This is a genomic window from Geomicrobium sp. JCM 19037, assembly GCF_000698105.1.
Taxonomy (GTDB): Bacteria; Bacillota; Bacilli; order Bacillales; family Marinococcaceae; genus Geomicrobium_A.
Genome location: NZ_BAWZ01000001.1, coordinates 136,308 through 162,670, shown reverse-complemented (window position 1 = coordinate 162,670; position 26,363 = coordinate 136,308). Strand labels below are relative to the sequence as shown.

Annotated in this window: 16 protein-coding genes and 7 pseudogenes; 20 read left to right on the top strand and 3 right to left on the bottom strand. The window is 44.6% G+C overall.

The window, feature by feature from the left end; genetic code table 11:
• The 14 genes and pseudogenes from JCM19037_RS00765 (at window position 1) to hfq (ending at window position 18,004) form a co-directional block, all read left to right on the top strand.
• On the top strand, window positions 1-1,608 hold the full coding sequence (locus JCM19037_RS00765) for a DEAD/DEAH box helicase (protein WP_042396796.1): 1,608 nt from the start codon (window positions 1-3) through the stop codon (window positions 1,606-1,608).
• A 1,821-nt stretch (window positions 1,609-3,429) separates the two neighbouring features.
• Window positions 3,430-4,473: a recombinase RecA gene (recA, locus tag JCM19037_RS00755; RefSeq protein WP_042396790.1), complete on the top strand. Its 1,044-nt coding sequence runs from the start codon at window positions 3,430-3,432 to the stop codon at window positions 4,471-4,473.
• A gap of 426 nt (window positions 4,474-4,899) precedes the next feature.
• Window positions 4,900-6,458 (top strand): annotated as a pseudogene (rny, locus tag JCM19037_RS00750) (ribonuclease Y).
• Between the two features lie 127 nt (window positions 6,459-6,585).
• Window positions 6,586-7,379, top strand: a pseudogene (locus tag JCM19037_RS00745) (TIGR00282 family metallophosphoesterase).
• 90 nt (window positions 7,380-7,469) lie between these two features.
• Window positions 7,470-7,730: a stage V sporulation protein S gene (locus JCM19037_RS00740; RefSeq protein WP_042396783.1), complete on the top strand. Its 261-nt coding sequence runs from the start codon at window positions 7,470-7,472 to the stop codon at window positions 7,728-7,730.
• Between the two features lie 105 nt (window positions 7,731-7,835).
• Window positions 7,836-9,482 carry an ABC-ATPase domain-containing protein gene (locus JCM19037_RS00735; protein WP_152548879.1) on the top strand — a complete coding sequence of 549 codons (1,647 nt, stop codon included), beginning with the start codon at window positions 7,836-7,838 and terminating at the stop codon, window positions 9,480-9,482.
• A gap of 195 nt (window positions 9,483-9,677) precedes the next feature.
• A pseudogene (miaB, locus tag JCM19037_RS00730) lies at window positions 9,678-11,290 on the top strand (tRNA (N6-isopentenyl adenosine(37)-C2)-methylthiotransferase MiaB).
• Entirely contained in the window at window positions 11,287-11,667 is a 381-nt protein-coding gene (locus JCM19037_RS00725) for a RicAFT regulatory complex protein RicA family protein (RefSeq protein WP_042396779.1), read from the top strand. Before miaB ends, JCM19037_RS00725 begins: the two are co-directional and overlap by 4 nt.
• 199 nt (window positions 11,668-11,866) lie before the next feature.
• A complete protein-coding gene (locus JCM19037_RS00720; protein ID WP_042396775.1) occupies window positions 11,867-12,343 on the top strand; it encodes a DNA starvation/stationary phase protection protein in 477 nt (158 codons plus the stop codon).
• Between the two features lie 160 nt (window positions 12,344-12,503).
• Window positions 12,504-13,175 carry an outer spore coat protein CotE gene (cotE, locus tag JCM19037_RS00715; protein WP_307189688.1) on the top strand — a complete coding sequence of 224 codons (672 nt, stop codon included), beginning with the start codon at window positions 12,504-12,506 and terminating at the stop codon, window positions 13,173-13,175.
• A 101-nt stretch (window positions 13,176-13,276) separates the two neighbouring features.
• Window positions 13,277-15,844: a DNA mismatch repair protein MutS gene (gene mutS / locus JCM19037_RS00710; RefSeq protein ID WP_042396771.1), complete on the top strand. Its 2,568-nt coding sequence runs from the start codon at window positions 13,277-13,279 to the stop codon at window positions 15,842-15,844.
• 2 nt (window positions 15,845-15,846) lie between these two features.
• Window positions 15,847-17,088, top strand: a complete 1,242-nt coding sequence (mutL, locus tag JCM19037_RS00705; protein WP_052363400.1) for a DNA mismatch repair endonuclease MutL — start codon at window positions 15,847-15,849, stop codon at window positions 17,086-17,088.
• A 14-nt stretch (window positions 17,089-17,102) separates the two neighbouring features.
• Window positions 17,103-17,738: a tRNA (adenosine(37)-N6)-dimethylallyltransferase MiaA gene (gene miaA, locus JCM19037_RS00700; RefSeq protein ID WP_052363399.1), complete on the top strand. Its 636-nt coding sequence runs from the start codon at window positions 17,103-17,105 to the stop codon at window positions 17,736-17,738.
• 29 nt (window positions 17,739-17,767) lie between these two features.
• Window positions 17,768-18,004: an RNA chaperone Hfq gene (gene hfq / locus JCM19037_RS00695; RefSeq protein ID WP_042396961.1), complete on the top strand. Its 237-nt coding sequence runs from the start codon at window positions 17,768-17,770 to the stop codon at window positions 18,002-18,004.
• Between the two features lie 125 nt (window positions 18,005-18,129).
• Here hfq and JCM19037_RS00690 read toward each other — a convergent pair whose 3' ends face one another.
• Entirely contained in the window at window positions 18,130-19,098 is a 969-nt protein-coding gene (locus JCM19037_RS00690) for a site-specific integrase (protein WP_042396768.1), read from the bottom strand.
• Window positions 19,099-19,201: 103 nt separating this feature from the next.
• Between JCM19037_RS00690 and JCM19037_RS00685 the strand changes: the two genes are divergently transcribed.
• From JCM19037_RS00685 to glnA, 6 genes and pseudogenes are all read left to right on the top strand, one after another.
• Window positions 19,202-20,104, top strand: a complete 903-nt coding sequence (locus JCM19037_RS00685; RefSeq protein WP_373900151.1) for an AAA family ATPase — start codon at window positions 19,202-19,204, stop codon at window positions 20,102-20,104.
• Window positions 20,105-20,117: 13 nt separating this feature from the next.
• Window positions 20,118-21,351: pseudogene (hflX, locus tag JCM19037_RS29785) on the top strand (GTPase HflX).
• Between the two features lie 15 nt (window positions 21,352-21,366).
• A pseudogene (locus JCM19037_RS00675) lies at window positions 21,367-22,613 on the top strand (aminotransferase class I/II-fold pyridoxal phosphate-dependent enzyme).
• A 144-nt stretch (window positions 22,614-22,757) separates the two neighbouring features.
• Window positions 22,758-22,949, top strand: a pseudogene (locus JCM19037_RS29780) (MerR family transcriptional regulator); the annotation flags it as partial.
• Window positions 22,940-23,116, top strand: a complete 177-nt coding sequence (locus tag JCM19037_RS29045; RefSeq protein WP_307189686.1) for a hypothetical protein — start codon at window positions 22,940-22,942, stop codon at window positions 23,114-23,116. The pseudogene JCM19037_RS29780 and the gene JCM19037_RS29045, both read left to right, overlap by 10 nt.
• Window positions 23,117-23,204: 88 nt before the next feature.
• Window positions 23,205-24,553: pseudogene (glnA, locus tag JCM19037_RS00665) on the top strand (type I glutamate--ammonia ligase).
• Window positions 24,554-24,667: 114 nt separating this feature from the next.
• Here the strand turns inward: glnA and JCM19037_RS00660 are convergent.
• Window positions 24,668-25,333, bottom strand: coding sequence for an SOS response-associated peptidase (locus tag JCM19037_RS00660; RefSeq protein WP_042396765.1), 666 nt, complete (start codon window positions 25,331-25,333; stop codon window positions 24,668-24,670).
• Between the two features lie 308 nt (window positions 25,334-25,641).
• Window positions 25,642-26,289, bottom strand: coding sequence for a transcriptional repressor LexA (lexA, locus tag JCM19037_RS00655; protein ID WP_042396763.1), 648 nt, complete (start codon window positions 26,287-26,289; stop codon window positions 25,642-25,644).
• Between the last annotated feature and the right edge of the window lie 74 nt (window positions 26,290-26,363).

The window sequence follows — 26,363 nt, the reverse complement described above, 5'->3', positions numbered from 1 at the left end:
ATGAACGTATTTGAACACGAAGCCATTAAGCCAGAATTAAAACAAGCCATTAAGCAGATGGGGTTTGAAGAACCTTCTCCAATCCAAGAAAAGGCGATTCCTATCGTCTTAGACGGGAATGACGTTGTTGGTCAAGCACAGACAGGAACTGGAAAAACAGCCGCATTTGGCATTCCACTCTTAAATAAAATTACGGCTAGTTCGGACGTGCAAGCGATTGTACTTACGCCAACACGGGAATTAGCCATTCAAGTTGCCGGTGAGCTGCAGAAATTATCTGCGAATATGAAGCTGACAACATTACCGATTTATGGTGGGCAATCAATTGGTCACCAAATCAAAGCATTGAAGCGCGGTGTCCAAGTCGTGATCGGAACGCCTGGGCGTATTCAAGACCATTTGCGTAGAAAGACACTTCGCTTGGACCGTGTCGAAACGTTTGTCCTTGATGAAGCAGATGAAATGTTGGACATGGGTTTTATTGATGATATCGAGTCCATCCTCAAACAAACGAACAAAGAGCGACAAACACTCCTGTTTTCAGCGACGATGCCGGGTCCGATTCGCAAGTTGTCACGTCGCTACATGGAAAAGCCAGAGACGGTGTCGATTAGTCGCAGTGATGTGACCGCCCCATCGATCGAACAGCTTTATTTTAAAGTGTTAGAACGCAACAAATTGGAATCACTATGCCGGGTAATTGATCGTTACAACCCAGAGCTTGCCATCATTTTCTCTCGTACGAAAAAAGGCGTCGCTGAGCTTACAGAGTCATTGCAAGCACGTGGATATTTTGCAGATGGTTTGCACGGGGATCTCACGCAATCACAGCGAGATGCTGTCATGAAGAAATTTAGAGATAGTTCAATTGAGTTTCTCATTGCGACAGACGTTGCGGCCAGAGGAATTGATGTCGATAACGTCACTCACGTCATTAACTATGACATCCCTCAAGACCCTGAATCATATGTGCACCGCATCGGTCGTACCGGTCGTGCAGGTAAAAAAGGGCAAGCGCTCACGCTCGTTACGCCACGCGAAATGAAGCACCTGCGCTCAATTGAGAAAGAAATCAAGATGCAAATTCCAACCCGCGATATTCCGACCATTGAAGAAGTGGTTGAAAAGCAACAAGACGCGTGGAAAACACAAATTACAAATGTGATTCAGACGAGTGAAGAGACGTCCATTTTTGATGACCTTACCGAGGAGCTACTAAAAGACTTCGATCAAAAAGACGTTATTCAAGCGTTACTAAAGATGAACTACCAGACGGAAAACAACCTGTCTGAAGAAGGGTATAGCTTCGGTGAAACCGGTGGTGCAAAAGGAATGGTACGCTTTTTCATTAACGTCGGTCGCAACGTGAATATGACGCCAAAAATTCTCGTTGAAGAAGTAGCAAACGCCGTTGGCATTCCAGGTAAATCAATTGGAAAGATCGACATCTTTGAGAATTTCACCTTTGTTGAAGTGCCTGAGAGCGTTGCACCTTTCGTTTATGAAGGCCTTCGTCATTCGAGATTGAACGGAGCAAGAGTGAACTTGGAGCCTGCGAAACCGCGTCCAAAACGAGATTCTCGCAAACCGAGTCCCGCTCGTTCCTAATCGTAAGAAAAGTTCCGATAAGCGCTTGTCATTCGTCCGAGGAGGACTTGTGGCGAGCGTTTTTTGGATGTGCTAGCGTCTGTTATTTACTACGACTAAACATAAACTTAAAAACTCCAACAAATCCTATGATTAAGATCGCTATTGGCCGGCGAACGCTAACAGAGTGACTGTTGAAGCTCATCTCAACTCACGTTGTCCGGCAATGTGAGTGAGAGTTGCAGGCAAAATAGAAAGCGTTTCTCGAAGGGAAGCATCGCATAGCCGATGGCCACCACCTGGCGTAAGGAATGTGATGACGTGTCACTTATGTGACAATCCAGCCTCAATCCGGGCACTTTCGGCTCTCGACGGTCACATATATCGCAATTTGTGACCGCCCGCTCCGTTTATGTGCCGATCCACGTTTAAAATGATGATTTTTCTTTCCCAAGTGTCACATTAATAAATATTTGGGACATTTGGACTTCATTCCAGACACTGTAACCAGTAGGCAAAAACGTGAACCGTGTCGCCCTTATGCTCTGGAGTGCATAGAAAACAAGGTGGGCGCACTTTGGCCACCGATGTTGCACTTGTAGTCTGGACTGCATAGAAAACACGGTGGTCGATCTTTGGTGCTGCACCGTTGTTGCCCTTATCGTCTGGACTGTCAAGTAGACACAGCGAGCACAAGCGGAGCGCAGTGAGAGGTGATGTCGTATTTATGCTCTGGATTACAAGCAGCCGCCTGCAGTGGAGAGCAACAATAGTGCAAACTGGAAAAACGTGAAGTACATTCCATATAAATTCTAGGCTAGGGGTTGTTTTAGAATTTTGTACTACACGAGAATGAAGAAGGTTTTGGAAGCAGACGGTCGTTCATTTACTGTAAAGCGCTCGATCTGCTTCCATAAATGCCTGTTTGGAAGCAGATGTCTATGGATTGGAACCAAAACGAGACCAAAACGAGCATAATAGCTGATTCTGTTTCCATTACAAGCCCTTTGGAAGCAAAAAACGTTTTCTGCTTTCTCCAACGCCTATGGAGAATTTCAACCGGTTGGTCGAAATCGAGGACCAACAACGCAAATAAGGGAAATGTAAAGTTGAACGCATCGCGCATTTTCTGAAACCGTGTCAGCGCTGCTGCGAAGTCTTGACGAACCGCAGACGTCTTATGCTAATCTATACGTTCAGAAATTCCATGAACCTTATGGTCGAGATTGCACCCGGTCTTCGTTCCATACACTTGTCATAGGAAAGTCGGGGGACATTACGGTCAAACGCCAACATAGAAGAGGAGAAGGCTAATCACGGTCTCTCTGACTCTTTTATGTGTTTATCCGCCCCTCAAACAGGACACTGTAAGGTGCCAACTGTCTCATAGACTTCTCTTAGAAATTATTCAGGTTTAGAATGATGAATTTCGCACGGTTAATTGCCATAAAAAAATAGTATTTGAATAGAGGAGCCCATCTCTAGACAGTCTCACCTATTTTTCACGAAACGGGTAGACAGAAGACCAAGTTGATGTCGCCTTATGCTCTCTCCGCGCAATTTTGGAAAAGCTCACATCGAGCCTCAACACCTTACGGCCGATGAACGCGCCAGTTTTCTGAGGTTGTCGATGTTTGCCCTATATAATCCGACGTTCGTTTTTCGATCTTTGACACAGAAGGTGTTTCGGCTTGCTCGTGAGTTCTCCAAGAAAAAAACGAATAAATGTTCGTATTTTTCTTGGCAAAATGAACAAAAGACGATATGATGAATGCAGGGGATAAAACGACCATCATTCTGCATGAGAGAAATGTATGAATTTATAATAAAGGAGATAGAACAATGAGTGACCGCAAAGCAGCGCTCGACCAAGCGCTTCGAAACATTGAAAAGCAGTTCGGAAAAGGCTCCATCATGAAGCTTGGAGAAGATAGTGAACGAAGAGTATCGACAGTATCAAGCGGGGCTTTGGCTCTTGATATTGCTCTAGGCGTTGGCGGCTATCCGCGCGGAAGGATTGTTGAAGTCTACGGTCCGGAATCTTCAGGTAAGACGACAGTAGCTCTCCACGCGATTGCAGAAGTTCAAAGAAATGGCGGACAAGCGGCCTTTATTGATGCTGAGCATGCACTAGATCCTGTCTATGCACGTAACCTCGGTGTAAACACTGATGAGCTGTTGCTCTCTCAACCAGACACTGGAGAACAAGGCTTGGAAATTGCTGAGGCGCTTATTCGCAGTGGTGCGGTCGACATTTTGATTATTGACTCAGTGGCTGCACTCGTACCTAAGGCGGAAATTGAAGGGGATATGGGGGATACTCACGTCGGTTTGCAAGCACGCCTTATGTCCCAAGCGCTTCGTAAGTTGTCAGGAGCAATTAGTAAATCCAATGCAATTGCCGTATTCATTAACCAAATTCGTGAGAAGGTTGGCGTAATGTTTGGAAATCCAGAGACGACACCAGGTGGGCGAGCACTCAAGTTCTATTCCTCCGTTCGTTTAGAAGTACGTCGTGCCGAAGCGCTAAAACAAGGCAATGAAACGGTTGGTAATAAAACGAGACTGAAAGTCGTGAAGAACAAAGTAGCGCCTCCTTTCCGCCAAGCAGAAGTGGATATTATGTACGGAGAAGGAATATCAAGAGAAGGTTCCTTGCTTGATATTGCGACGGATATTGACATCGTTGATAAAAGCGGTGCATGGTATGCATATGAAGGCGAGCGGCTCGGTCAAGGCCGTGAGAATGCGAAGCAATACTTGAAAGAAAACGAAGATATCGCTAAAGATATTGAGCAAAAGATTCGTGCTCACTATGAATTGAACGCTAGCGCGAAGAAAGATAGTGACGAAGAAGAAGTGACGTTGAAACTTGAGGACGCTTAATGAAGAGCAGGGACATTCCCTGCTCTTTTCGTATCAAATCTTCCTTATTCCACACGAAGATGAACAGCGTCGTAATGTTGACATTTTCATGAATAGAAGTATACAATTATAAAGAATGAAATGAGTTGCTGTTGGCAAGAATTGACTTGGATAGACAAGGTTAGCAGCCGCTTATCATCGATGAAGAATACAGTTCGTATTCTCCATCAGATAGTACATTCATAACAGATAAGATGAATGATGGAACAGAATGAACAGAAACATTTGGTTCAATGAACAATGCGTTTGATGAAAACCCAAATGGAATTCAACACCAGAAACCTGCTGTCTCCGTTTTTCGTTGGCAAACCCGCAAGGTGAACAAGATTCACACAGAACAACTTCATAGCAAAGGAGGTGTATCTCTTGATAGATAACAGTCCTGTTATGGTGGTCACTTCCATTTTGCTGCTGTTGGTCGGTGTTGGCGTCGGCGGGTTCATCGGTTATTTGATCCGTAAGAAGATTGCGGAGGCAAAGATCTCAAGTGCTGAGCAAGCAGCCAAGAAGATGATTGAAGAAGCGGAGCGAAACGCTGAAGCAAGCAAGAAAGAATCCATTCTTGAAGCGAAAGATGAAGCGTATCGCATTCGTTCCGAAGCCGAAAACGATATTCGCGAACGGAGAAACGATGTTCAAAAACAAGAAAGTCGACTTCTTCAAAAAGAAGAAACACTTGATCGCAAGAGTGAGTCTTTAGATAAAAAAGAAGAATCACTCGAAAAACGAGAAGAGGTTCTCGCAGAGAAACAGCGTGAAACCGAAGCGATGAACAGTAAAATGGAAGGTTTGATCAGTAAACAGCAAGAAGAGCTGGAGCGCGTATCCGGATTAACGAGGAAGAAGCGAAGGAAATGATTCGCGTCGATCTCGAACAAGAACTGGAACACGAATCAGCCGTTATGATCAAGTCGAACACCGAGCGTATAAAAGAAGAAACGAACAAGCGAGCAAAAGAAATGCTATCTTTAGCTTTACAGAGATTTGCGGCGGATCATGTTGCCGAAACAACAGTTTCAGTCGTGAATTTGCCAAATGATGAGATGAAAGGTCGGATTATTGGACGAGAAGGTCGAAATATCCGTGCCTTAGAAACGCTAACTGGCATCGATCTCATCATTGATGATACACCAGAAGCGGTGATCCTATCTGGTTTCGACCCTATTCGTCGTGAAATTGCACGAACCGCACTTGAACGTCTCGTACAAGATGGCCGTATTCATCCAGCTCGTATTGAAGAAACGGTTGAAAAGGCGAGACGAGAAGTGGATGAGCGGATCCGTGAGTACGGTGAGCAAGCAACCTTTGAAATGGGCATTCATAACTTGCACCCAGATTTAATTAAGATTATGGGTCGACTTCGATTTAGAACAAGTTATGGACAAAATGTGCTCAAACATTCATTGGAAGTGGCTCATTTGACAGGCTTAATGGCGGCGGAGCTAGGAGAAGACGTGCAACTAGCAAAACGAGCGGGTCTTCTACATGATATCGGAAAAGCGATTGATCATGAAATTGAAGGAAGCCACGTAGAAATTGGTGTAGAATTAACGAAAAAGTACAATGAGCATGCGGTAGTCGTCAACAGTGTTGCTTCTCACCATGGCGATGAAGAGGCCGAGTCTGTCATAGCGACACTCGTCGCTGCAGCAGATGCGTTATCTGCTGCACGCCCTGGAGCAAGAAGAGAGACACTGGAAACGTATATACGCCGACTCGAAAAACTCGAGGAGATTGCAGAATCATTTGATGGTGTTGAAAAAACGTATGCCATACAGGCGGGTCGCGAAGTCCGCATTATGGTGAAACCTGATTTAATTGATGATGTGTTAGCACATCGTCTTGCCCGCGATATTACAAAGCGGGTCGAAAACGAATTAGACTACCCAGGTCATATCCGAATCACTGTCATTCGGGAGACACGGGCAGTAGACTATGCAAAGTAAAGCAGCGCACATTGTGCTGCTTTCTTTACGTTTTACACGTGTTAAAAGCAATGATAGTTTTATGAACTCCCTGAAAGGGTATATAATGACTATCGCATGAATTCGAAGATGAGGCGAGGGAAACAGCATGCGAATCTTATTTATTGGAGATGTCGTCGGTCGACCAGGCAGAAGCATGGTACAAGACTATTTACCGAACTGCGTAAGAAGTATAGACCATCGCTTACGATTGTTAATGGCGAAAATGCGGCTAGTGGCAAAGGCATTACAGAAAAGATTTACAAAAGCTTTTTAGAAGCAGGAGCACAAGTCGTTACACTTGGCAATCATGCTTGGGCAAGAAGAGAGATATTCTCATTTATTGATGATGCCAAAAAGCTCATTCGTCCGATCAATTACCCGGTAGGCACACCTGGTAAAGGAACAGTGAGTGTGAATATAAATGGACAAGAAGTTGTCGTTATTAATGCGATGGGTCGTACATTTTTAGCTGATATTGACTGCCCGTTTCGGGCTGTTGAAGAAGCGGTGGAAGAAGCAAAGAAAAGAACCCCGTTTGTATTTGTAGATTTTCATGCTGAAGTCACAAGTGAGAAGCAAGCAATGGGCTGGTTTTTAGATGGGAAAGCAAGTGCTGTCATTGGAACACACACTCATGTTTCAACAGCCGATGACCGAATTCTTCCGGGTGGGACGGCTTACCAATCAGATGTTGGTATGACCGGGCCGTATGACGGAATACTCGGGGTTGAACGTGAGGCTGTATTGGACAAGTTTTTGACAGCGATGCCAGTGAAGTTCGAAGTGGCCGAAGGTCGAACCCAATTAAATGGGATTTGCATTGACCTCGATGACCAAACGGGCAAGGCACGTTCCCTGCAAAGAATTATGATTAATGATGATCATCCTTTTTATGAATAACCGTAAATTATCACGATAAAGGCATAGGAAGGCAACTGCTGAATATTATGGGGGTAACGGTGCCATTTAAAAGCGATAGGAGGACAATACATGGAAGTTTTAAAAGTCTCAGCGAAATCTGTTCCGAACTCTGTAGCCGGTGCCCTAGCAGGAGTCATACGAGAGCGAGGTGCGGCAGAGATTCAAGCCATTGGCGCTGGCGCACTCAATCAATCGGTTAAAGCGGTTGCCATTGCTAGAGGATTTGTAGCACCGAGTGGCATTGATTTAATCTGTATTCCAGCCTTTACCGATATTGAGATTGATGGTGAGGAACGCACGGCGATTAAATTGATCATTGAACCAAGATAAGTGATGACTAGCAAAGGTAACGATAAAAAACCTAGTGTACGTACACTAGGTTTTTTATCCATGTGCCAAACTTTTTTATAAAACCGTAATACAAGGAGAATTCTTATGAAGCAATTAACCTCGATCTTACATCGCATCGATCACAAAGGATACAAAGCATACCATGACATTAAAGGCGCGCACACGTTTGGGAAGTATACGCTGCACATTGATCATGTCCAAGCCGATCCATATGCGTCTCCGTCTCGAATACGCGTAAGTGCACCGGTGGACAAGCTATCGTTTACGAAAGACATGTACACCGATCATTGGCGGTATATAGGATTCACGGATTATTTGGCAAGAGTGGTAAACCGAATGATCCAGAAGCACCAAGCAAACAAAGGCATTTTCATTGACGCTCCTTCTCAAGAAATATTGGAGAGAAGCGCAGTCGTTATTCATAAAGGTCAACTGGAAGTGCGTCTATCTGTTCAGTTACCGGCAAGGGGGCGCTCCATTCTTGCGAAAGAAGCGATCCAACGACTAACGGTACAACTCCCAAAAATTATGCAATCAGCCGTTGACGATATGGACATCGATCAGTTACACGAGCACTTACGTCTTTGTGATGATCAGCATGCTTTGCGCCAATTTGTAGCCAAAGAGGATGGCCTAGTGTTTATTCGTGATGGCGCGATTTTGCCACGATTGAGTGGCATAAGTAAACAGCCACTTCAAAGTGATCACACAAAACGTTTTATGAGCCCAAAAGAACTGGAAGCTTACGCAAACCTCCCCCATGCGGGCAACGTTCGCGGAATGTTGATTAAACGAGGTGTGACGGTCATTGTTGGAGGTGGTTATCACGGCAAAAGCACGTTGCTTGAAGCAATTGAGCAAGGGGTGTACAACCATATTGCTGGAGATGGGCGAGAGTACATTGCTACCGACGACACAGCGATGAAAATTCGAGCCGAGGATGGAAGAAGCGTGAGTGGTGTTGATATTGGCATGTTTATCGGTAATTTACCAAATGATAAAAGCACTCGTTCGTTTTCAACAACAAATGCAAGTGGGAGTACGTCACAAGCGACAAATATTATAGAGGCTCGAGAAGTTGGCACAACGCTTTTGCTCATTGATGAAGATACGAGCGCAACGAATTTCATGATTCGTGACCAACGCATGCAGCAACTCGTAGCGAAAGAGAAGGAGCCAATTACGCCATTTATTGATCGGGTTCGATATTTATATGAAGAAGAAGGCATCTCAACGATTGTCGTTGTAGGAGGAAGTGGCGATTATTTAGAAGTGGCAGACACCGTCATTATGCTCGATGAATACGAAGTCACCGATGTCACCGATCGTGCAAAACAAATTGCAAGCGAAGGAACGACGAGGCAGGCGGTTATGCCCGATGATGTTACTCATTCAACGAAAAAGCGGATGCCGAAAAAAGCAGGTTGGAATGCACAAAAAGGAAAAAAAGAAAAAGTAGGAGCCAAAGGTACAGATACGATACTTTTTGGGCGTGAAACCATCGATTTGTCAAATGTTGAGCAAATCGTCGATGACAGTCAAACTCGTGCAATCGCAGAGATATTACGGGTGCTCACGAAGCACCATATGGACGGGAATACGTCCATTAATGAGCTGTTAGAGCGTTACGAACAAGCAACAACAGCTGGTATTGAACAAGTATCTTCGTTTTATGGTCAACACCCAGGGGATTTGGCTAGGCCTCGAAAGATGGAAATTGCCGCTGCTTAAATCGGCACAGAGGATTGCAACTGAATCATTCCTGAAATCTGTGACTAAGAGGTGAACATCTACGAGTGAAAGAACTTGAGGTTGTTTTCCTCACGGTGAACCATTATAATTTGAACTGGTAAGTTCTGCAGTTAATGGATTTGCAGCAACATCCGTTTATATATGAGATTTTTGGTATACAGAAAGGGGATGGCTATGAGCGATCACAAACGCCGTCAAAACGAGACCAACCCTGATCATACAGAAAAAAATGGGAAGTCTTTAGACCAAAAGGACTTCGGGAAATACTTTGATTTCTCGAATGCAGTTTTCGAAGAGAATGATGAAGGCAAAAACGTCATGAAAATTGGCGGGAGAAGTATCGTCGTTAATGAACCACCGAATTACCGACAAGGCCAACGAAGACGAAGAAAAGAAGTCGACTTTCATTATGACTTTTCGGTTCCAGAGCAAATGAAACAAATTGGCCAAGGCAAGCGCTATTATATTCGCACGTACGGATGTCAGATGAACGTTCATGATACCGAAAACATGGCCGGCATTTTAGAAGAACTAGGGTTTACGAGTACAGAGGAAACCGAAGATGCCGATGTGATCTTATTGAACACGTGCGCCATCCGTGAGAACGCCGAGAATAAAGTGTTTGGCGAGATCGGTCACTTAAAGAATTTGAAACTGGAGAAACCAGAAGTTGTGCTCGGAATCTGTGGATGCATGTCTCAAGAAGAAACGGTCGTCAATAAGATCTTGCAAAAGCATCAACATGTGGATCTTATTTTCGGGACACACAACATTCACCGATTACCAGAGCTTTTGCATGATGCGATCCTCGGTAAAGAAATGGTCGTTGAGGTGTGGTCAAAAGAAGGCGATGTTGTTGAGAACATGCCGCGCAAACGTGCAGGCAAAACACAAGCTTGGGTCAACATTATGTATGGGTGTGACAAGTTCTGTACATATTGCATCGTTCCTTATACGAGAGGTAAAGAGCGAAGCAGAAAACCTGAAGATATCATTCATGAAGTGAGAGATTTGGCAAGACAAGGATACAAAGAGATCACGCTTCTCGGGCAAAATGTGAATGCGTACGGAAAAGATCTTGAAGACCCAAGCTCTCTCGGAAAATTGATGGATATGATTCGACAAGTAGATATTCCACGTGTTCGATTTACGACGAGCCACCCAAGAGACTTTGACGACGAGCTGATCGAAGTCTTGGCAAAAGGAGACAACTTGTTAGAACACATTCATCTCCCTGTCCAACACGGAAATAACGAGATTCTAAAGCTTATGGGAAGAAAGTATACGAGAGAACAATACATCGACCTTGCTAACCGAATTAAAAAAGCGATGCCGCATGCCACATTCACGACCGACCTGATCGTTGGCTTCCCGAATGAAACCGATGAGCAGTTTGAAGATATGCTCACGTTGGTTGAAGAGATGAGATATGACAGTGCGTTTACGTACATTTATTCTCCTCGAGAAGGTACACCTGCGCTCGGATGGAAGATAATGTTCAGATGAGCGTAAAGAAAGAACGATTACAAAGACTGAACGAACTTGTAAACCGATTGTCCGCAGAGAGTAATGCCGCTATGCAAGGACAAACGGTTGAAGTTCTTATTGAAGGCGAGAGTAAGAAAAATCCAGATGTACTTTCTGGTCGAACGCGTACAAACAAACGTGTAAACGTAAGAACGTCAAAAGATAAAATTGGACAGCTAATCTATGCAAAAATCACAAACGTAAAAACGTGGTCATTAGATGGTGAACTGGTCGAATACAGCGAGGTGCAGAACGCATGACAGAAGGATTGTATACAAAAGAAGAGATTATGGCAAAAGCGAAGCAGTTGGCGAATGAACTTACCCAAACAGAAGAGGTTGACTTTTTCATTCGTGCTGAAGCGCAAATTAACCAAAACACGAAGATTCAAGGGCTCATCGATGAAGTGAAAGCAAAACAAAAAGAACTTGTAAACTTGAAGCACTACAAAAAAACAGAAGCCATTAAGAAAACTGAGGCTGAAATTGAAGATCTTCACAAAAAAATTGATGACATTCCGATTGTCCAAGAATTTAAGCGCAGCCAAACAGAAGTAAACGAAGTGTTACAACTCGTATCCAGTACGATTTCAGATACGGTAACAGCGCACATTACAAGCTCTAAAGATAAAGAGTAATTGACAATCAGAAACACCCGCGAGGATGATCGCGGGTGTTTTTCTATAAATAGGGGCATATTTTATTTGAGAAACGGGTAGATAATAATTAGACACCACGAAAACACGATAATGGTTGTCAAATTATAATTGTTATTATATAATAATTATAATCAATAATTAGTTGAATACAAATCACTACTTATAGGAGGCGTTTTACATGGTTAAACGACAAGCAGAAATTAAAGGCACAAGCGCTAGAGCAATGGAGAAAGAATTAAACGAGCAACTCGCCAACCTTCATGTTTTCTATATCAAGCTTCATAACTATCACTGGTATATTAAAGGGAAGCATTTCTTCTCTTTGCATGAGAAATTCGAAGAGATGTATGACAAAACGAAAACACACATTGATGAGTATGCTGAGCAAATGCTAACTGTAAGAGTGCAGCCGCTCGCAACGATGAAAGATTTCCTTGCTGCTTCTACGATTGACGAAGCAACAGGTAATGAAGGTGAGTTGGATATGGTAAACAGCATTTCCCTCGACCTTCAGAAGATGAGTAATGAATTGTATGAGATTATGGAACAACTTGAAGATAAAAAAGCATTGTCCCTTGCTGATGCGATTCAAGAAATTGCAAGAGACTTCCAAAAAGATGATTGGATGTTAAGAGCTTATTTAGACCAAGAATAGTTGAATTGGGTTTTGCATAGGTAAGAGATGAGGAGATCAGATCCTCATCTCTTTTTTCGTGAGCAACAATTTATGGGCATGATCGTACATTTAGGTCATACATATGAATAAGAAGAGGCATGCAAGCGCCGGAATGCCGAAAATAAGGGAGGAACGTGACGTGTCTGAACATTACAGAGAAATTATTACGAAAGCCGTTTGCGGTAAAGGAAGAAAATTCTCCAAAACGATGCACACCATTTGTCCGCAGCACAATCCTACGAGTATACTAGGGTGCTGGGTTATTAATCATCGCTATGATGCAGAGCGTAAAGGGGACAGTGTAGAAATTAAAGGTTCCTATGATATTAACGTTTGGTATTCTTATGAGAAAAACACGAAAACCGATGTGGCAACAGAACGGGTATCTTACCATGAACATGTGCCATTAAAGATGAGACCTGATGAACTCATGACCGATGAGTTGGACGTCATTGCAAGAGCAACGAAGCAACCACAAACGATTGAGGCATTAATCGCGAAAAACGAAAAAGATGTGAATGTTGAAGTTGAGAAAGAGTTCGCTGCTGAAGTTGTCGGGGAGACAAAAGTGAGCATCCTCGTTTATCCAGACAAAGAAGATGCCCATTATGAAGACGTGAAGTGGAGCGAACAAGTGAGTGACCAAGAGCTAAAAGATCAGATTGATCCGAAATTCCTTGATCGCCGACCTCCAAGAGAATTTGGAAATAGAAAGCGTGAACGACAAGATGATCGACGCGACTTCGATCATAAAGAGAAAGAAGATCATCGTAAACATGAAGAAGAAAAAGAAAGCTATAAGAAAGATTAACCAGGAGATTTGCTCCTGGTTTTTCTATTGAATTCGTTCATCATCAAAAACGTGAATATGCTATAATTTGTTCTAGTTCGTTATATAGTGGGGGAAACAAAGTGTCTAAACAAACACCGATGATGCAGCAATATTTTCGAATCAAAGAAGAACATGAAGATGCGTTTTTGTTCTTTCGTCTTGGTGATTTTTATGAGCTGTTTTATGATGATGCCGTACTTGCAGCGCGTGTACTTGAAATTACTTTAACGAAAAGAGGAAAGGGAGACGACGCAGCACCGATGTGTGGTGTTCCTTACCATTCTGCCGAAAATTATATTACTCGCCTCGTTGAACAAGGCTATAAAATTGCCATTTGTGAACAAACGGAAGACCCGTCAACAGCAAAAGGGGTCGTCAAACGTGACGTCGTTCGTGTCATTACCCCTGGTACGGTCATGGAAGGGAAAGCGATTCAAGCCGAGGAGAATCAATATATTCTCTCGCTTTCAATCGGTATAGCGCAGATGGGTTATGCGCGTACCGATTTGTCGACAGGAGAAACCGAGGTCGGCGTGACGGACCGCGGCGATCATGAAATGCATCGGTTATTACATATGGATGGTCTTAAAGAGATTGTGGTTGATGAAGCAGCAGGGACACACCTCCCAGTTGTTGGAATGACGATGTCTACAGAGATGAAAGAAGAAATCCCATCTCATATGGACCATCTTTATGATGGAAATGAACCGCTCATACGCACGGCTTTTGGCCGATTGCTCAATTATTTAACACACACACAAAAGCGGTCACTGCAGCATATGCAGCCCGCTGTTACTCACATCCATCAGCAACACATGCAAATGGACGTGCATACGAGAAAGAATTTAGAAATTATCGCGTCGTTGCGTGAACGAACGAAAAGCGGGTCGTTATATGGATTGCTAGATTTTACAAAAACAGCAATGGGGAGTCGAAGGTTACGGAAATGGATTGAACAACCGTTATATAACCAATCCCAAATCGAGGCAAGAATTCAAATGGTCTCGGTATTTTTGGACAACCCCATTGAACGCCGCACGTTACAAGAGGCGCTTCAGCAAGTGTATGATTTGGAACGTCTCGCCGGAAAAGTCGCTTACGGCAATGTGAATGCAAGAGAGCTCGTGCAATTGCGAAAGTCTTTGCAACAAGTGCCCGGGATCCGCGCGCTACTTACGGAGCTTGGAGACGCTGCAAACGAATACGGCAAAAACATCGAAGAGTGTGCACCGTTAGAAGTGCTGTTACGAGAAGCGTTTGTTGATGAACCACCGATCTCAATTAAAGAAGCCGGGATGATTCGCGCTGGGTACAATGAGCAGCTCGACACTTACCGAGAAGCGACAGAGAATGGGAAGACGTGGCTATCTGATCTGGAGAAGACAGAACGTGAGCGAACGGGAATTAAGACGCTAAAAGTCGGGTATAATCGCGTGTTTGGCTTTTATCTAGAAGTGTCAAAAGGAAGTGCGCACCTCGTACCTGAACAGTACGAGCGCAGACAGACGTTAACCAATGCAGAACGTTTTGCAACCAACGAGCTTAAAGAGATGGAAAGTAAGATTTTAAATGCAGAAGATCAGATGGAAACGTTGGAGTATGAACTTTTTCTGCAAATTCGAGAAGAAGTCCAAAGGTATATTCCGAACATCCAACAAGCCGCTAAGATGATTAGTGAGATCGATGTATTGCAAAGCTTTTCGGTCGCAAGTGAAGAGAAACGATTCACAAAACCTCTGTTTTCAGAAGCCGGGGAACTTCGGCTCGAACGGAGCCGCCATCCTGTCGTAGAAGAGACGATCCCAGTCGGTGATTACGTACCGAACGATATTCACTTAGACGGGGAGCGGGATATGCTGCTCATTACAGGGCCAAATATGGCGGGTAAAAGTACGTACATGCGCCAAGTGGCGATGATCAGTGTGATGGCACAAATCGGCTGTTATGTTCCTGCTGATCTTGCGGTATTGCCGTTATTTGACCGGATTTTTACCCGCATTGGGGCAGCGGACGATTTGGCTAGCGGCCAGAGCACATTCATGGTGGAAATGGTGGAAACAGAATATGCATTGCAACAAGCTTCTGCAAACAGTTTGGTGTTGCTCGACGAAATTGGCCGTGGAACGTCAACGTATGATGGAATGGCGCTCGCACAAGCAATCATCGAATACATTCATGAGAAGAACCAATGCAAAACACTATTTTCAACGCACTACCATGAATTGACGATCCTTGAAGAACAACTTGGAAGGCTAAAAAATGTTCATGTTCGTGCGGAGGAAGAAGACGGGAACGTTATTTTCTTGCATAAAGTTGAAGATGGAAAAGCAGATCGAAGTTATGGGATTCACGTAGCCAAGCTTGCCAATTTGCCGGATCAAGTCATTGACCGTGCCGAACATTTGCTGCAAGAATTGGAACAAACCGAACTCAGGCCAACGCCTGATCCAAACGTTCATGAACAGCTCGTCTTGTTCGAAGAAACGGTGCCAGAGTCAACAAAAAAGCGAGACAAGGCAGATCAGCGAAGCAAAAGTGAGATCGAACAAGAGGTGCAACACCTTGATGTACTGCACTTATCGCCAATACAGGCACTGGAAAAAATTTATGAGTGGCAACGAAAAATCAATGATTCAGAAAGGGGATGAAAATGGCTCAGATCATACAGTTGGATGACCACTTATCAAACAAAATTGCTGCAGGGGAAGTGGTCGAACGCCCCGCTTCGGTCGTAAAAGAACTGTTGGAAAACGCACTAGATGCAGGCAGTACAGAAATCGATATTGGAATTACCGAAGGAGGGCTTGCCTCCATTTCAATTATTGATAACGGCTCAGGAATTCGAAGCGGCGAAGCTGAGCTCGCCTTTTTACGGCATGCCACGAGTAAAATTGCCCGTGAATCAGATCTGAATCGAATACGCACGCTAGGGTTTAGAGGGGAGGCGTTGCCAAGTATTGCGTCGGTCGCGAAAGTGACGATGGAAACGGCCGTCTCTGGTGAAGCGGGCATTGAACTTCGCTATCAAGGTGGGCGTCTCATTGGAAAGAATACGACAAAAGCAAGGCAAGGCACACGCATCGTTGTGGACGAGCTGTTTTTCAATACACCTGCTAGGCTTAAGCATATGAAGACCGTCAACACGGAACTTGGAAGAGTAAGCGATGTGATCAACCGGGCGGCGCTTTCCCGGCCAGATGTGTCGATTCGGTTTAAGCACAATGACAAGCAACTGCTATTTACGAATGGGAATGGCAATTTACAGTCGGTCATTTTTCAAGTGTACGGCAAGCAAGTGGCTGAACAGATGCTCCCGGTCTCCCATGAATCGTTAGACTATACGATCTCAGGGTTTATCGGTCGGCCGGAGTTGAATCGAGCGAGCAGGCATTACATGAGCACATTTATTAACGGCCGTTATATTCGTCACTTTCCAATCGTGAAAGCGTTGGAGTCAGCGTATCATACACTCTTACCTTTGCACCGCTATCCGGTTGTGCTACTTTCGATTACGATGGACCCAACTTTAGTCGATGTAAATGTGCACCCGTCCAAATGGGATGTGCGATTAAGCAAAGAAGATGAATTGCTTCAAGAGGTGGAGAGTGCGATTGCAGCTCATCTCAAAAAAGAAACGTTCATCCCGACCGCCGCGCCTTCGAAACGCGCCAAAGCACCGGTTTCTGTCGCTCAGGAGCTGCCACTTTCTTATGAACGTGCTGCAGAGCCAACACATAAGGAAATTGGAGAAAAACGTGAAGAGAATGAACCGCTCGTTGTGAAAGAAGAGCCCGCACCTGCTCGTATAGAACGAAAACAAGAGCTGGAGGCAGAAGAGACGACGTCTGTTCGTCCGATAGAGGATGAACTCCCTAAAATCTACCTATTTTAGTCGGTGGTACCGGGATGTATGTGAAAAGCGTCACGTCTGATTGGCAATTTGAGGACCAACCAGCGAACCTGGCATGGCGGGAAAAGATGGAACAGCTTGCCAATCAACCGGGTGGAAAAGAAGAGTTGCACGAGGCATTGCGGAAACAAGATGAGTCGGCAGCGGAACGCATCCATCAAAACAACACGCGCAAGGTCATTCGTGCTTTGGAATTGATTCACAGTGGTAAATCGGCTCCTGATCCTCTCTCACAAACGAATCCCGCGCTTCTTTACGACGTCATTATCATTGGTTTGGAGATGGAGCGAAGTAAGTTGTATAGCCGTATAGAACAACGAGTAGACCGGATGATTGATCAAGGGTTGGTTCAAGAGGTTGAGCGTCTCTACGAAGAAGGGTATGCACATACTCAAGCAATGAAGGCAATTGGTTACAAAGAACTCGTTGCCTATTTTGAAGGCGAATACTCATTCGAACAAGCGGTAGATCGAATTAAAATTCATTCTCGACAATTTGCGAAACGTCAACTCACTTGGTTTAAAAATAAAGAGACGGTCACATGGTTCGACATGGGTGCTGAACCGAAGTCAGAGGATTTTCAAGGAATTGTTAAATTTCTTGAAGGAATCGTGCAAGACGTGTCGAAATGAACAGAAGACATGAATTGGGGGGACCTGTATTGAAAAACGTCAATATTCAAGATCAATTCTTAAATACGTTGCGAAAAGAGAATATCGCAATTACTGTATTTTTGACGAATGGCTTTCAAATTCGTGGGTATTTGAAAGCATTTGACAACTTCACGATCATCATTGATACCGACGGCAAACAACAGTTGGTGTACAAGCACGCCATTTCAACGTTTGCTCCGCAGCGGAACGTCCAACTACAATTAGATCCGAATCAAGGAGAATAAAGAAAATCCCGTCTCTTTTAAAAGAGACGGGATTTTCTTTTCAAATGAGTAAAGAATACCTTGCCAATATATAGATCGCCACATTGTTCACACGAAAGAAATTGTGTGAGCCAGTTCCTTACATGCTACGATTCATCCTTCAAGGCCAGTTGCTCATAGCGTTGAAGTACGAGTGGGGAGTGCAAACCAAGTTTTTGTTGGAGGCTTGAGAGGGGTTCATCATTTTCAAGGGAACGAACAATGAATGTATGTCGCATGTGCTGTGCGCTTCGCCCGAGAGGCAGTCCTGCTCGTTTTAGTTCCTCTCGAATCATTTTTTGCATCGCCACGATCGTAAGTCTTTTTGGCATATCTTCTTCATACGACCAGCGATACGTTTGCCGTTGGTAGTCGAAACTGATAAATAGCGGGTGCTCATTTCCGAGTACCGGCTGAACTGGCGTTGGAATTACGTCAAGATAATCACGGAGGTACGTGCGGTCGGCTTGTGAAAGTGAAATGGTGCGTGGAAGCACCTCACCGTCTAACGGTTTGACATGTAAGCGACCGGGCCGTTGCCAGTCATCGATTTGTAGGCCGTACAATTCTTGCAATCGCAAACCGTAAAACAAGAGAAGTCGGATCATAATGAGGTTTCGTGGTGCTAGAAGCGGCCGGGATTTCTGCTGAGTTTCTGAGAGACCATTGTCTGAATGAATGGAACGGAGCAATTGGTCCACTTCGCGATGACTAAATAAATCTTCTTCTGAAAGCTCATCATCATCAACCTCTGGAAGTGTAATTTCTTCGACGGGATTAACCGACTGCAAACGCATCTCACATAAATACGCGCCATAACGGAGCAATACCGTATGAATACGTTTATACGTTTTGTATTTATAGTTTCGCTTCCCGATAATTTCAGTAAAGAACTTCGAAAGAGACTCGTATGTGGGCAATTGTTCATCGGGTTGTATATGTTCATGAACATAAGAGTAATAATCTAATAAGTCATACCGATATCGCTTGATCGTAGACGTCTTTCTGCCTTTTGCGGCTAAAGCATCTAAGTACTTGTTTGCAGGTTTGGGTAATGAACATTCGTTTGGGTGCAAATTCCTTCTCCTTTCGATACAATAATGTAGGCAACGCGGTTTTTGCACATCTTTCCCTTTGCTTGCGTACACTATGGGCAAATGCCCGTGATTGTTCGGAGGGATAACAATGATCAGCAGTCAGCAGGGAAGATCTCGCATCCGCGTACGTTTAAAAGAGAAAGAGAAACGAGAAACAGCAACGTTAGAAACCGACCACCACTATCTGCTGCAAAAAGCAGAAAAAGAATTGGAAAAACTGATTGGCGTTGAGAACGTCAAAACAATGGTTCGTGAAATTTATGCTTGGATTCATATTAACCGTTGTCGCGAGAAACATCAATTGAAGACCGTTGAACAGTCGATGCACATGATTTTTAAAGGAAGTCCTGGTACAGGTAAAACGACAGCTGCCCGTCTTCTCGGTCGGTTGTTTAAAGACCTTGGTTTCTTACAAAAAGGCCATTTTATTGAAGCAGAGCGGGCAGATCTTGTTGGGGAATATATTGGTCAGACGGCACAAAAGACTCGTGAGCTGGTGCAAAAAGCGTCAGGGGGAATTCTCTTTATTGACGAGGCGTATGCACTGGCCCGAGGTGGGGAAAAAGACTTTGGAAAAGAAGCTGTTGATACACTAGTGAAAGCGATGGAAGACCACAAACAGTCGTTTATTCTCATTCTCGCAGGGTATTCAAGGGAAATGGATGCGTTTTTGGATTTGAATCCTGGTTTGCCATCTCGGTTTCCATTACAACTTGAGTTCCCGGACTTCTCGGTACAACAGCTCATGCGAATTGCAGAGCGTCTACTCGTGGAGCGAGAATACATTTGGACCGAACGTGCAAAAACGAAATTTGAGCAAGCGTTACAGCAACGTAAATCCTCAGTTAGAGAGCCGTTTAGTAACGGACGATACATTCGAAACACGATTGAGCAGGCGATTCGCCAGCATGCGGTTCGAACGATGCGCGAGCATAATGAACATGACGTAGATGCATTAAAAACCTTATCTGATCGTGATTTTTAGGAGGTAGCCATTTTTGGAAAGAGTTATTGTTGTTGCAGTCATCAATGAAAAAGAAGACGAAGCTTTGCAACATAGAAGTGTAGAAGAATTGAAAAGTCTTGTAACGACGGCCCACGGCACAGTTGTGCATACGAGTTTACAAAACCGTAGAACTGCAGACGTGTCTCGTTATGTTGGTTCTGGTAAAGTTGATGAACTATCAGAACTCGCTTCGGAGCTAGAAGTAGACGTGATCGTCATTAACGATGAGCTGTCCCCGAGGCAAGGCCAATCGCTTTCAGAATCGACCGGTGTTGCGGTCATTGACCGCACCCAGTTGATTCTTGATATTTTCGCCGAACGCGCACGAACCCGAGAAGGGAAAATTCAAGTGGAACTTGCGCAGTTGACGTACTTGTTGCCGCGTCTAAGAGGTCAAGGGTTATCGCTCTCTAGGTTAGGCGGAGGCATTGGAACGCGGGTCCTGGTGAAACAAAACTAGAAACCGACCGTCGTCACATTCACCGGCGAATGGATGAGTTAAAGCGGGACCTCGTTCGCGTGCAAAAGCACCGAGATGTGCGCAAGCATCAAAAGCAACAAGGAGAGCGGCTGCACATTACGCTCGTAGGGTATACAAATGCAGGGAAAACGACGCTTTTGAATGCACTAACGGATGAACAAGCATTCGCCGAGGACCTGTTGTTTGCTACACTTGATCCACTCACTCGAAGACTACGACTGCCATCAGGCTTAGAAGTGCAAGTGAGTGATACGGTTGGTTTTATTCGGGACTTGCCCACCACACTTATTGCGAGCTTTCGATCCACCCTCGAAGAGTTACAGAAGCAGATTTGCTCGTTCACGTAGTGGACGCTTCGAGCGAGCACGCAGATGATGAAGTGAAAACCGTTGAATCGCTGCTTCAAGACCTTGGCGCAAGTGGTATTGAAACGATTACAGTACTGAATAAACAAGATGAGCATCACTCGAACCGAGAAACGTTGGTGTCAGGTAATGCCCCGCGAATCGAAGTTAGTGCGAAAACCGGCAGAAATATCGAGGAGCTTTTGCTTTTATTGGAGAAGCAAATCATCTCTTTTATGGAACCGTACGAACAAGTGGTTCCTGCTGGAGATGGGAAGCGGTTGTCTCGGTTAAAAAGTACAACGATTGTTCAAGAGGAAGATTTTGATGAACAAACGGAGAGTTATTTCGTGAAGGGTTATGCACGCTCACAAAATCGCTACGTGAACAAAGACAACTAAAGGAGACAAAAGAGAATGACAGACCAAATTCAGACGTGGGAGCGAGAAATCAATATTGACCTCTCTGACATCTATACACAAATCGACCAAACGAGTGAACGAAATGTAGCGAAAGTGTTGGATGCCTTTCAAGAGGCGGGAATTTCAAAGCACCATCTCGTAGGTTCGGACGGTTATGGGTATGACGACGAGGGGAGAGAAAAGCTTGAGCAAGTGTACGCCCGGATCTTTGGGATGGAAAGGGCGCTTGTACGTCCGCATTTCGTGTCGGGAACACATGCCATTAGCGCAGCTTTGTTCGGGAACATGAGGCCAGGGGAACAATTAGTGTATGCTAGCGGCGATCCCTATGAAACGATGCAATCGGTTTTAGGTTTAACAGGCGACGAGGTTGGGAATTTCAAAGAGTATAATATGGACACGCACGTCGTTCCCCTCAAAGAAGGACGCATTGATCTTTCCTGTGTAACAGCTGCAATTTCTGAAAAAACGAGCTGGGTAGTCATTCAACGTTCCTCGGGTTACGATTCCCGCCCATCCATTACTTTGGACGAGCTTGGTGCGTACATTTTGCACATTAAAACCCATCACCCGCACGTGAACGTCTTCGTGGACAATTGCTACGGGGAGTTTGTAGAAACTGAAGAACCAGGGGATGTTGGAGCGGATTTGATTGCAGGTTCCCTCATTAAGAACCAGGTGGGGGCATTGCCAAAACCGGTGGTTACATCGCCGGAAAAGCTCGATTCGTCGAACGGGCAGCCTCTCGTTTAAGTGCGCCTGGAATTGGAATTGAAGCTGGGGCAACCGGTCCGTTTTTACATGACGCCTTTTTAGGTGTATTCATGGCGTCAACTGTCGTCGCCGACGCCGTAAAAGGAGCACATTTTACAGCCGCTATGTTGGAGAAGGCGGGCTTTCATACCACTCCTAGCTCAATGACAAAGCGAACGGACTTAATCCAAGCGGTTCATTTTGGTGAAGAGCGCGCAATGGTGAGCTTCTGCCAGAGCATTCAGCAGAATTCACCGGTAGATGCCCGCGCATTACCGGTCCCAGGTCCGCTTCCGGGTTATGATGGCAACGTCATTATGGCAGCTGGGACATTCGTGCAAGGGGCAAGTATTGAACTTAGTGCGGATGGACCTGTGGCAGAGCCTTACACCGCGTATGTTCAAGGGGGCCTTTCTTTCGCTCACGTAAAGATTGCGGTGAAACGGGCACTTGCAACGATGTTGCACCACTCATGTCAAAAAAGTTAACATAAATTGATTAAAAAAGTTGACATGAAATTTTGTATCTCTTAAACTAAGTAATATATTCATAGATACAACGTAATATTTTCACGGATCACACGTGCTGATCTTGAAAGGAGCAAACAATTGGAGCAAAGTGAACGACTGCACATGCCTTTGTTCTCGATCCGTATCGTGAAGGAATTAACAGGCCTTACGCCAAGACAAATTCGCTATTATGAAACACACGGTTTGTAAGACCGGCAAGGACGGATGGCAACCAGCGGCTTTTCTCTTTTGCGGATGTCGATGTTCTCCTTGATATCAAGCAGCTCACCGATCGCGGCGTGAACATGGCAGGCATTAAGGAAATGATGAAAGAACAAGAAGCAGAGCGCGAGAAAGAAGTGCGTGAGCGTGAAGAACTAAAAAAGCTTCGTGAACGGTTGAAGCGAGAAGCAGTGAATCATCCAAACGAAACGAAAGCAAGCATGATTCAAGGGCAACTGTCTCACTTTTTTAGATCATAATTCGGTATTACCTTCTCCACATACACTTTGTGGGGAAGTCACATACATTGCTTTTTGAATTATTAAACGAAAAGGGGAATGACGAAACATGGCAAAGTATACGCGAGAAGATATTGCGCGACTGGCAAAAGAAGAAAACGTAAAGTTTATTCGACTGCAATTTACTGACCTTCAAGGGACGATTAAAAACGTTGAAATCCCGGTTGATCAGCTTGAGAAAGCGTTAGATAACGAAATGATGTTTGACGGGTCTTCAATTGAAGGATTTGTTCGTATTGAAGAGTCAGATATGTACTTATATCCGGACCTTGATACTTGGGTCATTTTCCCTTGGACGCCGGAAAAAGGCAAAGTTGCTCGTCTCATTTGTGACATCTATGAGCCAGGTGCACCAGGCGAAGAACCAAAACCGTTTGAAGGCGACCCGCGTGGCATTCTAAAGCGTGTACTCAAACAGGCAGAAGAGCTCGGGTTTACCGACTTTAACATTGGACCTGAACCAGAATTTTCCTCTTCAAAAACGATGAAAAAGGCGAGCCGACGATGGAGTTGAATGACAAAGGTGGATACTTTGACCTTGCTCCGACAGACTTAGGTGAAAACTGCCGTCGTGACATCGTACTTGAACTCATGGATATGGACTTCGAAATCGAAGCATCTCACCATGAAGTAGCACCAGGACAACATGAAATTGATTTTAAATATGCCGATGCAATCACTACTTGTGACAACATCCAAACGTTCAAACTAGCCGTAAAAACGATTGCTAGAAAGCATGGCTTGCACGCGACATTTATGCCAAAACCACTATTTGGTGTAAACGGCTCGGGGATGCACTGTAACATGTCTTTATTCAAAGGAAAGACGAATGCTTTTTACGATGAGAGCACGCCTTCCCAATTGAGTGAAACAGCGATGCAATTCTTAGCTGGGATTCTCGATCACGCCAAAGCGTTCACAGCAATTACAAACCCAATCGTCAACTCATACAAGCGTCTCGTTCCAGGCTATGAAGCGCCGGTATACATCGCTTGGTCACTACGTAACCGTAGTCCACTTGTGCGAATTCCTTCTTCTAGAAAAGCGAGCACAAGAATTGAAGTGAGAAGCCCAGACCCATCTGCCAACCCATACTTGGCAATGGCCGCACTGCTTGCTGCAGGTCTTGACGGTGTCAAAAGAAAGCTTCAAGCACCAGAAGAAACAGACCGCAACATCTATGTAATGGATGAGCAAGAACTTAAAGACGAAGGAATCGAAGCCCTTCCTGGTAGCTTAAAAGGAGCGCTTGAAGAACTAAAAGCCGACAAAATTCTCGTCGACGCACTTGGCGAGCATGCAATGGAACACTTCGTTGAAGCTAAAGAAATCGAATGGGATATGTTTAGAACCCAAGTTCACCCTTGGGAAAGAGAGCAATATTTCCAAGCATACTAAAATGGAAAAAGCCTTATCCTTTAGGGGATAGGGCTTTTTTACATGTCTCGTGGAATGTGGTACAGGTTGGCTTGCCCACAATTTTTGATGAAAAATTGCACGTAACGACTCGACCTATAACGAGTTCACTAGCTCAGCATCGTTAGATCTTGGGTCGTTCACTCGTGGGGATACTTCGTAAGCAATCATGTCTCCGGCAGGATAGGGTTCTAACATTGGGGTTACCGATTGGGGGTCGGTGTTTGTTGGATCTAGCCAACGATCGAAATCAGCAGGGGAGAGAATGACCGGCATGCGCTCATGGATGTCAGCGACCAATTCGTTTGCTTCTGTCGTAATAATAGCGCAGCTCGTCATCTGTTCTGTGTCGTTTGACCACGTATCCCAAATGCCTGCGAAAGCGAGCGGGTCACCGTTTTTTAATTGGATGTGAAACGGTTGCTTCTTTTTGTTTTTCGTTTGCCATTCGTAAAAGCCAGAGGCAGGAATGATGCATCGCCTCCTTTGAAAGGATTGACGGAAGCTAGGTTTTTCTGTGACGGTCTCTGCTCGGGCATTAATAAGTGGACGGCTAGATTTCTGTTCTTTCGCCCAAGAGGGGATGAGTCCCCATCTGACCGTTTTTAACTGTTCGTACGTACCGTCATGATAAACGCAAAAAATTGATTGAGTCGGTGCGATATTATAGCTTGTTGGTAGTGGGGTATTCTGTCTGTACTTGTTGTTAAATAGCTTTTCTAGGGTTTCTAATTGCTCAAAGAATGTAAATCGGCCGCACATGAACGATATCTCCCTTCATCTATTCAGATACCGTTATCGTGCCCAAACTGGCAAATGTGCAAACGCTCGGGTACGTGGGAAATTTACTTGCATACACTAGATGTAAAAGACACTAAAGGGGTCCGCGTATGCTTGAGTTTGGATTAATTGTGTCACTTATGATCGCTACACCAGGAATTGGAATGCTTAGTGTGATCGGGGTCGCTCTCTATGTGAAAGAACGGAAAAGTAAACAATAAAAACATTATGTAAACTTAAAACGAAAAAGAAAAAACCTGTGTGTCTACACAGATTATTTCAACAGTTCTTTAATGAATATTTCGCAGTACGCCGGTCACTTTCCCTAGCACAGATACATTATCTAAATAGATCGGTTCCATCGTTTCATTTTCTGGTTGCAAACGAATTTGATTACCTTCCTTGTAAAAGCGCTTTACCGTCGCTTCTTGCTCTTCAGTCATTGCAACGATGATATCGCCATTATTCGCTGTCTGTTGTTGCCGAACAATGACTTGATCCCCGTCCAAAATCCCGGCATCTATCATACTTTCACCGACAATGGTTAGCATGAAAACCGACTCATTCCCAACAAAAGATTCAGGGAGAGGGACGTATTCTTCAATGTTCTCAACAGCCGTAATCGGTTGACCAGCGGTAACTTTACCGATAACGGGTACGTAAGCGGTTGCTGCTGGTGCATTGCTGTTCTCGGTGTATGAAGAGGCGTCTGTCGTTGCACCATCTAATCCTAACACTTCGATTGCGCGAGGTTTTGTAGGGTCACGCCGAATAAAGCCTTTCTTCTCTAATCGTGCTAAATGACCGTGCACAGTAGAGCTTGAAGCGAGACCGACAGCTTCACCGATTTCTCGTACGGACGGCGGGTAACCTTTGCTGCGTACATTATCTTTAATATAAGTAAGAATGCGTTCTTGGCGTGCGGATAACTTTGTCATCGTTTCACCTCATTATCTCTTTCCAATCTTAGGAAAAGCATAGCATACAAAACATGTGTTTGCAAACACTCGTT